General features: G+C 58.0%; 12 protein-coding genes. 8 read left to right on the top strand and 4 right to left on the bottom strand.

Features of this window, described 5'->3' with window-relative positions; translation table 11 throughout:
* Positions 1-23: 23 nt before the first annotated feature.
* Entirely contained in the window at positions 24-428 is a 405-nt protein-coding gene (locus AZE99_RS12805) for a flagellar basal body rod protein FlgB (protein WP_067201794.1), read from the bottom strand.
* A gap of 24 nt (positions 429-452) precedes the next feature.
* On the bottom strand, positions 453-3,149 hold the full coding sequence (locus AZE99_RS12800; RefSeq protein ID WP_067201791.1) for a hypothetical protein: 2,697 nt from the start codon (positions 3,147-3,149) through the stop codon (positions 453-455).
* Between the two features lie 103 nt (positions 3,150-3,252).
* Here AZE99_RS12800 and fliG point away from each other — a divergent pair, with 103 nt between their 5' ends.
* The 6 genes from fliG (at position 3,253) to flhA (ending at position 10,609) form a co-directional block, all read left to right on the top strand.
* The gene (fliG, locus tag AZE99_RS12795) at positions 3,253-4,290 is read left to right on the top strand and encodes a flagellar motor switch protein FliG (RefSeq protein WP_067201789.1); all 1,038 of its coding nucleotides are present in this window, start codon (positions 3,253-3,255) and stop codon (positions 4,288-4,290) included.
* A gap of 3 nt (positions 4,291-4,293) precedes the next feature.
* Positions 4,294-4,923 carry a FliH/SctL family protein gene (locus AZE99_RS12790; protein WP_067201777.1) on the top strand — a complete coding sequence of 210 codons (630 nt, stop codon included), beginning with the start codon at positions 4,294-4,296 and terminating at the stop codon, positions 4,921-4,923.
* Positions 4,924-5,177: 254 nt separating this feature from the next.
* Complete coding sequence (gene fliF, locus AZE99_RS12785) at positions 5,178-6,719, top strand: flagellar basal-body MS-ring/collar protein FliF (protein ID WP_197460194.1); 1,542 nt, start codon at positions 5,178-5,180, stop codon at positions 6,717-6,719.
* Positions 6,716-7,144: a flagellar motor switch protein FliN gene (gene fliN, locus AZE99_RS15965; protein ID WP_231862612.1), complete on the top strand. Its 429-nt coding sequence runs from the start codon at positions 6,716-6,718 to the stop codon at positions 7,142-7,144. Before fliF ends, fliN begins: the two co-directional genes overlap by 4 nt.
* Complete coding sequence (locus AZE99_RS12775; protein WP_067201771.1) at positions 7,141-8,463, top strand: sigma-54-dependent transcriptional regulator; 1,323 nt, start codon at positions 7,141-7,143, stop codon at positions 8,461-8,463. Before fliN ends, AZE99_RS12775 begins: the two co-directional genes overlap by 4 nt.
* Before the next feature lie 31 nt (positions 8,464-8,494).
* Positions 8,495-10,609 carry a flagellar biosynthesis protein FlhA gene (gene flhA / locus AZE99_RS12770; protein WP_067201768.1) on the top strand — a complete coding sequence of 705 codons (2,115 nt, stop codon included), beginning with the start codon at positions 8,495-8,497 and terminating at the stop codon, positions 10,607-10,609.
* A 42-nt stretch (positions 10,610-10,651) separates the two neighbouring features.
* Here flhA and AZE99_RS16300 read toward each other — a convergent pair whose 3' ends face one another.
* The gene (locus AZE99_RS16300; protein ID WP_067201766.1) at positions 10,652-11,014 is read right to left on the bottom strand and encodes a hypothetical protein; all 363 of its coding nucleotides are present in this window, start codon (positions 11,012-11,014) and stop codon (positions 10,652-10,654) included.
* On the opposite strand from AZE99_RS16300, the gene AZE99_RS12760 reads away from it, so the two are divergent.
* Both AZE99_RS12760 and AZE99_RS12755 read left to right on the top strand, forming a co-directional pair.
* The gene (locus AZE99_RS12760; protein WP_067201764.1) at positions 11,013-12,161 is read left to right on the top strand and encodes a flagellar hook-length control protein FliK; all 1,149 of its coding nucleotides are present in this window, start codon (positions 11,013-11,015) and stop codon (positions 12,159-12,161) included. The genes AZE99_RS16300 and AZE99_RS12760 overlap by 2 nt on opposite strands.
* 11 nt (positions 12,162-12,172) lie before the next feature.
* A complete protein-coding gene (locus AZE99_RS12755) occupies positions 12,173-12,841 on the top strand; it encodes a flagellar hook assembly protein FlgD (RefSeq protein ID WP_082788372.1) in 669 nt (222 codons plus the stop codon).
* A 194-nt stretch (positions 12,842-13,035) separates the two neighbouring features.
* Here AZE99_RS12755 and AZE99_RS12750 read toward each other — a convergent pair whose 3' ends face one another.
* Complete coding sequence (locus tag AZE99_RS12750) at positions 13,036-13,494, bottom strand: hypothetical protein (RefSeq protein WP_156472257.1); 459 nt, start codon at positions 13,492-13,494, stop codon at positions 13,036-13,038.
* Positions 13,495-13,522 lie beyond the last annotated feature (28 nt).

The raw sequence follows: 13,522 nt of genomic DNA, 5'->3' as shown, positions 1-13,522 counted from the left end.
TGCGTTGCTGGATCGAATGCGGTCTAGTTGCCGCGCGTGGCGATCCGCATCAGCTGCATCTGCTTCTTGTAGAGGCCGGTCAATGCGGTGAAGTCTGCCTGGATCGTTCCGAGCTTCATCACCTGGTCTTCCAGCGTCACATTATTCCCGTCGGGCTTGGTTTCGCTTACATTCTGGTCGAGGATCATCGACCCCGCCAGTATGGGGCCACGCGCGCCAATCGCCTGCATTGCCGGACTGATCGTAACGCGCGGCTTGGCAATGCCGGTAGATCCGGCCTTGCCTAAGGCGGCGGCAAAGTCCGGTTTTTCAAGCTCGCGCGCCTTGTAGCCGGCCGTATCGGCATTGGCGATATTACGAGCCACCACATTTTGGCGCTGTGCAAGATGTTTCATACCGGCAACGAGGCCGGCGACGAGATTGGTCATGCAAAAATCTCCTTGTTTGACATATTATCCACCCAGCCGCTGCAGCGCGTCCTGGTACCGGCCAAGCTGGGCCGACAGATATGGCGAAACCGAACCGCCGCCCACTGCAGGCCCGCCTTCTGCGAGCCGGGCTTTGAAATCATCCCAATATAGGCTGCGATAAGCGGTCTTGGTCATCGAGATGGCGTTGTCGAGAATTTCCGCCCCCCGAGCGGCGCCGTCCTTGGTCGATAGATCAAAAACTGTATCGAGCTTCAGGCTGAAATTTCCGCCAGGCTTGATCTTGGGTGCATTGTCGGTTCGCACGGCATCGGCCTTGATCAACCCGGGATCGAGCCCGAGCTTGTAGAGCGCGTCGCGTCCCTCTGGCCCATTAAAAAGCGTCAGTTCCATCCCTGCGCGGGGGGTTATCGTCAGCCCAAGTCCAGCCGCAGTATTGGGTGTCGTAACCGTAGCATTGCTGCCAAGCACCGCGCGCAGTTTGTCGGCGAGACTTTGCATCGTCTCATTCGTATCAATCTCGATCCGGCGTGCCGTCCCGTCACCCGCGGCAATTCGGAAGCTTTCGCCACCTTTTAAACCGGTTTTCAGAATCAGTTCGGCGGGACCGCGCCCGCTGACAATCCCGCGTTGCAGGCCCAGCGCGCCCAGAGCATTGTCGCCCCCCGGTGCCGCCGCGATATGCAGCGGTCCGGTTTGGTGAAAGGCCAGTCCGACCTGGTGGCGACTGGCGACCGCGCCCGATGCGCTGTCGAGACGCGCGACATAACCGTCGATGCTGCCAGCCCGTGGGCCGGCGAGATCGCCGGTGGTCCGCCCGCCTGCATAAACATCACCATTGAGAAAGGTCAGGCTATCCACCTGATCGTCGGCCGCAGTTCCAATATAGGAAATTCGCGCGGCCGACATGTCCGCTTCGATCCGGGCGACGAAACCGTCGCGCCCGCCACTTAAGGAATTGGCTTGTACGCCATTGATGGCTGCTGTCGTCGCCCCGCCGACCGCAATCCGGCCGTCATCGCTTATGGCGAGCACTCGTGCATCGACATCGCCCAGTGCGTAGACGCCGAGCTCTGCGGTCAGATCCTGCGCAGCCAATTTGCGCACGAATGTTTCGCTTCCCTCACGGGTCAGGGCGAGCAGAGAGCCATCGCCTGCAATAGCTAGAGCGGAGATCTTGTCATTGCCGTTGCTGTCAATCAATCGCCGCTCTCGGGACACGCCGTTGGGATCGATCCGGATGATCGTCGCGTCAGCGCCTGAGTGAGTTTGCCCGGCGACATAGATGGAGCCATCGTTGCCGACGGTCAGGGCATGCGCGGCATCCTGGCCGATCGCGCGAATCAACGTGGTCGACAGCTCGCGCCCGGCAGAGTTAAAGCGCGCGACGAGCATGTCGCCATCGCTTTCGGTCCCATCGACATTGCCACGAGCCGTGCCGGCAATCACTATGTCGCCATTCGGCGCCAAACTGATTGCGGCACCGGTGACATCGGCTTTCGTTCCCAGCGTCTTCTGCCAGACGATCGCCCCTTCGCTGCTGAGCCGGGTGAGCACGAGATCGCGTTCGCCCGCCAGCCGGTTGGTGCCTATCTCGCCTTCTGTCGTTCCGATCAGATAGGTGCCACCATCGTTTGCCGTGACCACCGCATTGACCGAGAATGCCGCCGCGACCGTCGTTGGGGCTGGTTCCACGCCAGGTACGGTAACACGTTCGCTGCCTTCGATTACTGCCAGTGCCGTCGCTCGGCTGTCGATGGCAGACAGGCTTGCGATGGTCATGCGCGTGTCCAGCGCGACCGGATTGTCCAGCCGCATGACGCGCGTCCCCTCAGCGCTGCCAGAACGGGAAAGACCGGCGGCCAGAACCAGACTGTCGCCGGAATTCTCCTGATCCATGCTGACCTGTTCGCCGCCCGGCGTGGTGATTTTGAGCCCCCAACTTCCCGTTTCCTTGGTGACTATGAATGCGGTTTCCCATTTGCGCCGTTCTTCGCCGTTCTCATCCAAGGCGATCGAGCCGTCGGGCAGGGTCATCTTCACATTGGCGATGGTGGCGTTGATCAGGTCGGCAACAGAATCAAGCGTCGGCGGCTGCGGACCGGCAGCCAGATCCACGCGCAACTGCGACGATTGGGTACCTCTGGTAATGGAAAGCGTGAAAACCTCCTGCCCGGTGAGATCCGCCAGCGGCGCGTCGCGCGTTTTGCTCAGTCCCTTGCCCAATGTTTCGAACAGCGGCGGGGCATCGATCTTGAGCGTCTCGAAGCGCCGCTGGACCTGGCCGAACGCCAGCGTCACCTTGTCCGACGGGGCATCGGATAGATATGTCTTCAGATCGACCAGGCCACGCTGGAAGGCCGCGTCGAGCTTGCCCCGGACAGCGCCGCTTTCAGCCTTCATGGCCGCGTCTGCCAGCAGCTTGAGCCGATCGAGGGCCTTGAACGCGACAAAACTCGTCTGCACGTCCTCGGGCAAGGTTTTGGATCCACTCTGGCCGCTGTCGATCAGGCTCGCCAGTTTCATTATCTGCGAAACCCGGACGGACACCGGTGCATTCTTGCTTGTGCCCGCCCAGGGCGGTGTAGTGGGAGCAAGATTGAACGCCTTTTTGGCATCGCGCATGGCTCTTGTTTCTATCGTGCCAGTCTGACCGAGCGCCAACAGGCTGCCATTACCGGTCAGCAGTCCCAGCCCGATCAACCCATTTGTCAAATTCATCTTTTTGTCCCTGCTGCGGCCCCGCCGGGTCGATCTCCATTCTATAATAGGACGAAAGCTGCCGGTGCGGGCGGCTACACGGACCGTTTTTGAAGGGGCTTGCATGACTGTCGACACTGCAACATTGGGCGAACCGCCCGAAATGAAGAAATTCAACGGCCCGCAGCGGGCGGCCGCATTAATGCTGGCGCTGGGGAAAGAACATGGTGGTCCGATTTGGGAGCATCTATCGACCGAGGAAATAAAGGAGCTCTCCGCCGCGATTGCGCAGCTGGGACGGATTCCGGCAGCGGTGGCGGAATATCTGCTGGTCCATTTCACCGGTGAAGTTGCCAGTATGGCCTCGCTTCACGGTAGTTACGAATCCACCGAACGACTGCTTATCGGAATGATGCCTGACGACCGCGTACGCGAGATCATGGAAGACATAAGGGGCCCATCCGGTCGCACGATGTGGGACAAGCTTTCCAATGTCAACGAGACGGTACTCGCAGCCTATCTCCGCAACGAATATCCGCAAACGGTAGCCGTGATCCTATCGCGCCTGAAACCCGAACATGCAGCGCGGGTGATTTCCGAATTGCCCGGCACGATGTCGGTCGATGTGATCCAGAGAATGTTGCGGATGGACAATGTACAGAAGGAAATAATTACTCAAATCGAGGATACTCTGAAGCACGAGTTCATGAGCAATCTGTCTCGCACGCAGAAGCGCGATCCCCATGAAAGCATGGCGGATATTTTCAACGCAATGGACCGCCAGACCGAAGAAACGATGCTGACCGCGCTGGAAGCAAAAATACCCGATTCAGCGGACCGGATCCGGCAATTGATGTTCACTTTCGAAGATCTTGCCAATCTGCTCCCGGCATCGGTGGCGGTCGTCGTTCGTCAAGCCGACAAGCGGATCATGGCGCTCGCTCTCAAGGCCGCACCCGAAAATATCAAGGAGGTGTTTTTTGGAGCGCTCACCGACCGCGCGGCCAAGTTGCTGCGGGACGAGATGGAATCGATGGGACCGGTGCGCGCGCGCGAATGCGACGAGGCTCAGAGTGAACTGATCCGCCTGGCCAAGAATCTGGCTGACCGCGGAGAAATCGTGCTCGTCGATCCAAAATCCGACGACGCGATGGTTTACTAGGCCATGAGCATCCAAGCATATTCATTCGATCGCTGTTTCTCATCCTCAGACGTGAATATTGCAGACTTTGCGCTCGATGCGCAGGCTTTGCGAACGGAACTTGCGGCGCTGTCGGAGGACCGGGAACGCGAAATCGCCCGCGCAAGAAGCGAAGGATTCGAGGCCGGATTGACCCACGCACGACAAGACCGCGACGAAGCGATCCTGGCCGCGATCGACGCGCTTCAAGCGGGAATTGAGATCGAGCAGGATGACCGCGAACGAATCTTGCACACCATAACGCAACAAGCGGCCGAACTGGGTCTTGCCGCTGCGGAATTGCTCGCTGGGCGAGCGATTGAGGCGGATCCGGGGCAGGCGATTGACTTAGCCATCGGAAAGATCCTGCTGGAAATTACGCGAGGCAGCGAGATTACCGTGCGGGTCCATCCCGACCTGAGCGATGAAGTAGAATTGCGTATCGCCGCGCGCCAGAACGAGGATCGGCGCAATCTCAATTTACATGTTGTCGGCGATGCAAAGATCGAACACGGTGATGCCGCGCTGGAATGGGATTGCGGTGCCATGATCCTCGATGCGGCGGCTCGCAAGGCCGCGATCGAAGCCGAGATGGAGCAAATGCGCGAACCATGAATGCGTTCGGGCGTTATTCTGCATGCGGTCAAATGCGAGGCGCTCTCGGCCTCGCTTTCACCCAAGTTGCATGAATATCCGACAAAGTCAGCCGATGCGGCAAAAATTTCCGCCCCGGCAAAACCTGCCGCCTCAACCTGTCCTATAATGAAATCGCGGGGATATTCCTCATGAATATCTAAGCGCCTTGGGAGGGCAAGTTGGAAGGTCTAAGGAATTTTACCACTCAGTTCGGCTCGCGACGCCTCATCATTATGGCAGTAGTAGCCGTGATGCTGATGGCCGCGCTCGCTTACGTTGCTGTCGGATCGCGCGCTAGCGGGCAGATGGGTTATCTGTATACCGATCTTGAACCGTCTTCTGCCCAGGCAATCGTCGAAAAGCTGCAAACACAGGACATCCCGTTCGAACTGACGGCCGACGGAACGGCGGTCATGGTTCCGCGTGAACATATTGCCGAATTGCGAATGGCGATGGCCGGTGAACAGCTCGGCGGGAAGATCGGCTTCGAGGTTCTCGACGAGCAACAGCCTTTCGGAATCAGCGCGGCGCGCGAACGCTTGAATGAAACCCGCGCAATCCAGGGCGAGCTGGCGCGCTCGATTGCCACGGTGAGAAACATTTCGAGCGCACGCGTTCACATTGTGATGCCCGAACGCGCCTTATTCGCGGCCGAACAACGCAAGGCCAGCGCGGCGGTGACCGTCAAAACCGCTGGTAGACTCTCGGCAGAGAATGTTGACGCGATCCGGTATCTGGTCGCCGCTTCTGTACCCGAACTGTCACCTGACGCCATTTCCGTGGTCGACCAGAACGGCGCATTGCTTGCTCGGGCCGGTGAAGCCGGTTCGGCTGGTTCGAGCATGGCGGACGAGCGGCAAACGAAAGTAGAAAACCGCATCCGCAGCCAGGTGGAATCGCTTCTCGAGCCCTTGGTCGGTCGCGGCAAAGTCCGCGCGGAAGTGACGGCCGACATAAAACGCGACCAAGAGCGCGAGGAAGCACAGACTTTCGATCCCGATAATCAAGTTATCCAGCGCCAAATTTCAGTGGAAGCAGGCGACCAGTCGCGCGAATCCCAAGCGGGCGGCGCGGCTACAGTATCCGAACAGCTGCCCGATGGCGGCGACCTGCAAGGCGGCGACGGTGATAGCCGACTGTCCAACAGCAATGAAACCAGCGAAGATACTGTCTATCAGAATAGTTCGCGCAATACTGTTACCATCCGGGCTCCGGGCGCGATAAACCGGCTTACCGTTGCGGTCATGCTCGATACGAAGTCCTTGCCGCAGGAACGCAAGCAACGTCTTCAGTCATTGGTTGAAAGTGCCGTCGGCTTTAACGAAGAGCGCGGTGACAGTGTGGTGATCGAAGCGATGCCCTTTGCCGCACCTGAAGAAGAGCCCGGCCTTGCGGAAAGCCTGATCGACAACTTGCCAATAGGTGTGATGCTCGATTTCGGCAAATTGCTCCTCATTGCGGCAGTTGGACTGGTCGCGCTGCGAATGGTCCGCGGCAAAAAAAATGTCACCACAGCGCTCGAGCTGTCCGAGAGAAGGACAAATGATCCGATCGATTTGACCCCGCACCAACCTGATGGCGGCGCTACTTCGGGCGACAGCGCTCTGATCGATGCGCGCGATCGCACTGCCGAAGTGAACCAGCTCGAAGAAGGGATTGAACTTGCCCAGGTCGAAGGGAGCATCAAACTGTCCGCTCTCAAGAAGATCGGCGCAACAGTACAATCGAGTCCTGCTGAATCGGCTTCGGTCATTCGCCAATGGATGAACGCATGATGGAGAGTATTTTGCCAACCGAAAACACAGATAGCGAAACCAATGTGGCGGACGAAATGGAAGTGGACCCCAGCTTCGTTCCTGATGAATTTATTGAGCCGGACGATACGGCGCTTGTTGAACCCGTCGTTCCCGTCGAATTTGCGGCATCTACGTCGGTCACCGAAATAGAAAATTCTCTCTCCAGTCTGGATGCAGTCTATGATGTGCCGGTCACCATCCAGGCCATTCTGGGGCGGGCAAAAATGTCGGTGGCGGACGTGGTGCGATTGAAAGTCGGACACGTGATCGAGCTCGATCGCCGGGTGGGCGAACCGGTCGATATTCTGGTAAATGGTCGTCTTATCGCTCGTGGAGAAGTTGTGTTGATCGACGGCCTGTTGGGCGTCACTCTCACCGAAATAGTACGCCGGGACGAGGAATGACCGAGATTGCAAACTACGCGATCCGCCATCGTATGCGCCTGATGCTCGTTGGCCTGCCCGATTCGGTCGTGGGTCAAGCAGCGAGGATTGCGAGTGCGGCAGGCGCGCAGGCGAGTATCGCCCACACGCATGATGAAGCATTGGAGTTTCTCCGTCTGCGCGGGGCCGATCTCGTACTCGCGGATATTGGCACGAACATGGTGCGACTGATCGCCGGGATAGCTCGGCTGGCCAGCACGATACCGGTAATCGCCTGCGGCGTGGCGGCAACGCCGATCGCTGCGGTGGCGGCCATCAGAGCAGGCGCACGCGACTTTATCCCGCTGCCACCAGACGCGGCCTTGATCGGGGCGGCCTTGGCGAGCGTCGCTGCTCGCCAAACGAAGTTGGTGGCCGAAGATCCTGCGTTCATCCGTACGCTCAGGATAGCGCAGGCTCTTGCCATGACGCATAGCCCTGTCCTGCTGCGCGGAGAAATGGGCACTGGCAGGGAGACACTGGCCCGCTCGATTCATCAGCACAGCGGGCGCCATGGACCATTCATCGTATGCGATTGCCACGCGGATGATGGCAGGTCGCTAGGCCAATCTCTATTCGGCAGAGAGAGCGAGGACGGACACGCAATTGGACAAATAGCCGAGGCGAGTGGCGGGACTCTGTACCTGCGCGGTATTGCCCATATGCCGTCTGATCTTCGCATCAAATTGTTGAACGCCCCTCGGCAGCAGCCAATCCGGAACGAAAATAGCCTGGCGTCGAGCGGTGCGCCGGACAGCCCGCCACGGGTGGTAGCATCTATCGACTCCCAGGCAGTTGATCACACCCTTGATAGCGAACTTAACCGATACTTTGCTGGCGGCACCATCGATCTGCCCCCGTTGAGAGAGCGGGCGGGCGACATCATACCTATTGCCCGCTCCATGCTGGCAGAAATTGCAGAGGCACATCGTCTTCCGCAGCGTTTTTTTTCGCCCGAGGCGAGGAAACAGGTTTCCAAACATAACTGGCCAGGCAACCTTCACGAATTGCGCACTATTCTGCTGCAAGCCAGCTTGGCCTGCCAAGGCGAACTCATCGACACAATAGATTTGAACCTTGCGAATGCCTCTCCGATTGCTGGTGGAATGGCCGACAATATAAAAGCGTTCGTTGGCCATACAGTAGCCGATGTCGAACGCGATTTGATCCTGTCAACGCTTTCGCGCTGTGGTGGCAATCGAACTTCGGCATCGTCCGTGCTGGGCATTTCTGTGCGGACAATGCGCAATAAACTGAAGATGTACGTCGAAGCCGGAATGCAAGTCGAACCTGCCCGCTGAGCCGGCATCGGCAGAAGGAAATATAAGATCAATGGAACGCCAATTTAATTTCAGGCATTGGGCTGCGCTCATTCTCGCCAATCGCGATTTCACTTTGGCGCTGGCGGTGATTGCAATCATCAGCATGTTGATCCTTCCTATGCCCGCTTGGCTTCTGGATTTTGGATTGTCGATCTCCATCACCTTTTCGGTCTTGATCCTCCTGACCGTTCTGTTCATCGAAAAGCCACTGGAACTTTCGGGTTTTCCGACGATCCTGCTGATCATCACCATGTTGCGCCTGGGACTCAATCTGGCTTCCACACGGCTTATCCTGGGCAACGGGCACGAAGGTCCAGATTCGGCAGGCGGCGTAATCGGAGCGTTCGGGGAATTCCTGATGGGCGGGCAGACAGTGATCGGCCTCACGATCTTTCTGATTCTGGTGATCATCAATTTCGTGGTTATCACCAAGGGCGCCGGACGGATCGCGGAAGTAGCCGCTCGCTTCAGTCTTGATTCCATGCCCGGCAAACAAATGGCAATCGATGCCGATCTCAATGCCGGGATAGTTGATGAACATGAGGCGCGCGCGCGACGCACCGAACTCGAATCCGAAAGCGGTTTTTTCGGCGCCATGGACGGGGCATCCAAATTCGTAAAGGGCGAAGCGATCGCTGGATTGCTGATCACCGGAGTCAACATCCTGGTCGGCATCATCGTCGGCACTACAATTCATGATGTGGATTTTTCCACCGCCTTTCATACTTACACATTGTTGACGGTAGGGGATGGCCTGGTCAGCCAGATTCCGGCGCTGATCGTGTCGATTGCAGCAGGCCTGCTGGTTTCCAAGGGCGGGATGGCGGGCAAGGCAGGCATCGCTCTGTCCGAGCAGCTCGGACGCTATCCACAGGCTATCGGCATCGCCGGAGCGCTCATGCTGGTTTTCGGTGTTATCCCGGGTCTACCCCTGATCCCTTTCGCTACTATTGGTGGGCTATGCCTGTTTGCTGCCTGGAAAATGCAGCGCCTGGCGGAAGAAACCAAACTCGCAGCCTCAGTCGAGGCGGAGTTGACCGCGCAGAAAGATGAGGCTGCAGAAGAGCCGGTTTCTGCGATGCTTTCGATCGACTCGGTGCGGATCGAACTTGGCTATGGCCTGCTGCCGATCATTGACGGATCGCAAAGCGAGCCGCGTCTCGACGATCAAGTTCGCGCTCTGCGGCGTCAATTGGCGACCGATTACGGCTTCGTCCTCCCGCAAGTCCGGATTCTCGATAACATGACATTGGGTGCCAGCGAATATATTGTCTATATCCGCGAGACAGAGGCGGGACGCGGAGAAATCAGGCTCAACAAGCTGATGGTCATCAACCCTACCGGGGAGAGTACCGGTCTGGCCGGGGAAGCGACCAAGGAACCGGTCTTCGGTTTGCCCGCACTTTGGATCGAACGCGATCTGCGTGACGAGGCCGGCTTCCGCAACCTGACTGTGGTCGACGGTTCGACCGTCGTCACCACCCATCTGACCGAAATTATCAAGGACAATCTTGCCGATTTGCTGTCCTACGCAGAAACGCAGAAATTGCTAACCGAAGTCCATACCGGGGCAGAGAAGCTGATGGCTGATCTGGTTCCGCAAAAGATCACCGTCTCGGGGATTCAGCGCATCCTGCAGAATCTGCTGTCAGAAGGCGTATCGATCCGCGACATGCCGACCATTCTGGAGGGCGTGGCGGAAGCCGTCCCGGCCACACAGAACCTGGGCCAGATTACCGAATATGTCCGGGTGCGTCTGTCGCGCCAGATTTGCGCCGCGCTGCAACGGGACGGAGCGCTATCGGTGGTGACCCTGTCGCCCGAATGGGAGATGGAATTTGCCGAGGCGATCAGGGGCGAGGGCGACGCGCAGCAATTGGCACTGGCCCCATCGCTGGTGCAGGAATTCATCGCCCAGTTCCGGATTCTGTTCGACCGTTTGGCGAGTGAGGGAGAGATTCCCTGCATCCTGACCAGCCCGACTCATCGGCCGTTTCTTCGTTCGATCATAGAACGCGTGCGGCCGGCAACCATGATTGTCTCACAAAACGAGATACATCCCCGAGTCAGAATCCGCTCGCTGGGCGCAATCACGCGCCGGGCGCAGCTTGGTGTAGCGGCTTGAGTCGTCCGGTGAGATGACAATCTCCTATAATGACTTTAATTGCTAGTAGAAGGATCGCCGGTTCTTGACGATGACATCATTCATTCCCGCGTCCGCGCAGTCCGGTGTAGCCAGCCATTCCGGTGCTAATTTCGATGTCAATGCTCCTTCTAACGCAAGGTTTGCAGAGATACTCGCGGGGCCGGACAGTGATAGTAATTTGTCTCTGGTACCTTCATCATTATCTTTATCATCGCTGGAAACTCCGATATTTTTGCCGGGATCAATATCTTTTGGCCCATCACTGCTCAAAGCAGGTATTTCGTCGGCATCGCTGGCCGTTAGCACAGAAGAAATTGCCGATACCGAGTTATCATTCGAACCACCTTCTTCATTGCTTGCCGCTGGTGAGCTCACGACGAACATGGCTTCCTATTTGCCGCAGCAACAGAGTGGCGCGAACACCACGGATGCCAATGCCAATAGCATAGCGCAAACACCGCAGCTGCCCGATCCGCACATGGCTTTGCAAGCGCCCCCACTGGAGGTGATGGCGCTGCCTCAGCAACAAAGTATCGTGACCAGTACGGATATCGCTGCTGATGCGGTGGCCGACGAACCCCGCTTGCCTGACCCGGGAACGGCTTCGCAAGCGCCTTCAGCGGAAATGATGGCGCTGCCGCCGAGCGTTGCCGAAGATGCTGGCAAAGGCACCGGCGGCGAAACTCAAACCCCGGCCGATGCGCTGAACACTCATCGGCCTATTGAGCATATTGCTCCACAAACGACGGAAAGTTCGGAGCCCCGGCTGCAACTAGGCGGTGATCTACCGACAGCGTTTGAAAAATATGGTCCATTGCACAGCCAAGGCGCAACACAGCAAATCTTGCCAGTCTCTGCGCCGGCAATTGAACCGGCCAAAAGCGATGTCTCCACCGACGCGCAGCTGCCGAGCGGCTTGCAGATCACCAGCGATAATATGGCCAAGTTGATGCCGAATACGGTGGCCGATCCAGCTTCAGGATTCGAAATCGCGCAGTATCTCGAGGCCAAGCATGACATTGACAAAAAGATCGGCGATGTTGCAGCGGCGCGATCCGCATACCCATTGGAATCAACCCCGGAAACTGGGCTCATCACGAGCAGCAGGGGCGAGCATATCGGCCGCGATCTGGGCGTCACCATTTTGCGTCAGCTCCGAAATGGAGCCGAAGAAATCACTGTCCGTCTTGATCCTGCTGAACTGGGCAAGATCCATGTCAAACTGCAATTTGGCGAAGATGGCGCGCTGCGGGTGCAAATGCGTGCCGATACGCCGATGGCGCTCGATCTGCTGAAACGCGATGCCGGGGAACTGCAACGTTCGCTGCAGGATGCCGGTGTCCGCACCGATGCGCAAGGCTTCCGCTTTGAAGGCGGGTCATCTGATCAGCGACACACTCGTCAGCAGGGCAACAGCCATGCCGCACATCCGGGATCCGCTCGCCATCAGAGCGACGATTCTTCCCTTCCACCTCCGCCACACAGGCGGTCCATGCGAGCTGCCGCAGGGCGGCTCGACATGCTCGCATAGGAGAGCAGATAATGAATTTCGATCAAGCTTTGGCCGCAACCGGTTCGGCGACCCCGTCGACGCAATCGGCATCGACCAAATTAAACGGTGATTTCGACATGTTTCTGAAATTGCTGACCACACAGATGCAAAACCAGGATCCCCTTTCGCCGATGGATACGGCGCAATACACGCAGCAGCTGGTGCAATTTTCACAGGTCGAACAGTCGATCCAGCAGACCGGAACGCTGAACGAGATCCTGGCCCGTCTGAGCGTCGACTCGTTGGCTCAAGCTGCTGGCTTCATTGGACGGGAAGCCACGGTCGAGGGGAATGAAACTGGCGGCGGTGCCGGTGTGAATTCCCAGTGGCAGTGGCAGCTGCCTTATTCACCCACAGCGCTCAGCGCCCGCGTGACTGACAGTGCGGGCAAGGTCGTCGCCACGCGACAGCTCGACAGCAATGACCGGACCGGGACATTCACCTGGGACGGCCAAAGTGACACGGGCGTGGCGCTGCCAAAGGGCGCCTATCGCTTGGAGTTGTTGGCGCAGGACGCCAGCGGCGGGCCGATTCCGGCAGAGCTGCGCGCGGTCGGTCTGGTCGAGGGTGTCAGCCAGGTCAACGGCATGCTCATGCTGACCATTGGCGGCCAGCAGGTTTCTGCCGACAAGCTGCTCTCTGTCGCTCTTTCCGGCTAGCGGCAAACATATTTCTAGAACAAGAGAAAGCCCGGTATCCGCTGACGGATACCGGGCTTTCTCTTGTCTCGATGCTGCGTCTAACACTCAAAGTCAGGGGGGGGTGCTGTTTTGCTTGGAAGCGAAAGCGCGATCATAAGCGCGCCCGTTTTCACGGTTATATCAATTGAGGGCTGAGGCTCTGCCGTGCAAGCTTAAGGATGATCTAGTGCCCGGACGTGACTGGAAGTCAGCAGCAGCTCGGTGCTCAGCTGTTCCCACACAGTTTCAGGCAATGCTAGCATCTGGTCGCCGTCCTTTAGCGAAACGACCACCTCGGCCACCGGTACCTTTTGTACCAGTGCCATCTGCAGCCCGCTGCAGTCGGATGCCTGTTCGGGTGGCAACGCCGTAGAGCCAGAATAACGGGCGGCCATCAAATAGGCAGCGAGCAATTCCATGCCATGTGTGGAGAGCATGATCGGGCGTTCTGCCTCGTAGTCACTTTTGCGCGTGATCGTAGCCAGCGAGGAAGGCCCCTCACGTTTCAATGTCAGAACAAGGTGCATTTTACCAAGGCGATCTTTGATTTTACGCGATCGAGTGAATCTTTCCAACATGTTAACGTTTTCGGGGCGAACAACGCTGGCCTGGTTCGTGAACTGCATCGTCATTTTCTTACTCCCTCTCATGAAAAGCCCG

Origin of the sequence: Sphingorhabdus sp. M41, assembly GCF_001586275.1 — a bacterium.
Lineage (GTDB): Bacteria > Pseudomonadota > Alphaproteobacteria > Sphingomonadales > Sphingomonadaceae > Parasphingorhabdus.
This window is presented reverse-complemented; position numbering and strand designations above follow the sequence as displayed.